Below are 411 nucleotides of genomic sequence, written 5' to 3'. Positions count from 1 at the left end.
GATCGCAACGGCAAGGACCGCAATGGCCGTCGTGATGAGCGTGGCGAGCGCGGTGGCAACGGCAATGCGCAGGCGCAGGGCCGTGGCAAGGACCGTGGTGAGCGGGGCGAACGCGGCCCGAAGGGCGAGCGTCGCGACGAGCGCCGCCAGGACACCGCCGCCGCACCGGCCAATGGCAACGCCGCGCAGGTGCAGGCGCCCGGCCAGGGCAAGCCGCGCAACGAGCAGCAGCCGGCCAAGCCGCGCAATGAACCGCGCAATGACCAGCAGCAGCCGAAGCTGAAGCAGAAGCAGGGCCAGAACGGCCAGGCCAAGCCGCAGCAGAACGAGGGTGAGAAGCCGGCCGTGAGCGAAAAGCCCGCGCGCCGCAGCCCTGGAACCAGTGGGCCGAAGTCGTCTCGCGCACGCCGC

Annotated in this window: 1 pseudogene; it reads left to right on the top strand. The window is 71.8% G+C overall.

Annotation, left to right across the window (positions count from 1 at the left end):
- Positions 1 to 411: pseudogene (locus ACLFKU_RS44280) on the top strand (hypothetical protein); the annotation flags it as partial.

The sequence above is a fragment of the Paraburkholderia sp. EG304 genome (genome assembly GCF_046543485.1).
In the GTDB taxonomy this organism is placed as follows: Bacteria; Pseudomonadota; Gammaproteobacteria; order Burkholderiales; family Burkholderiaceae; genus Paraburkholderia; species Paraburkholderia youngii.
This window is presented reverse-complemented; position numbering and strand designations above follow the sequence as displayed.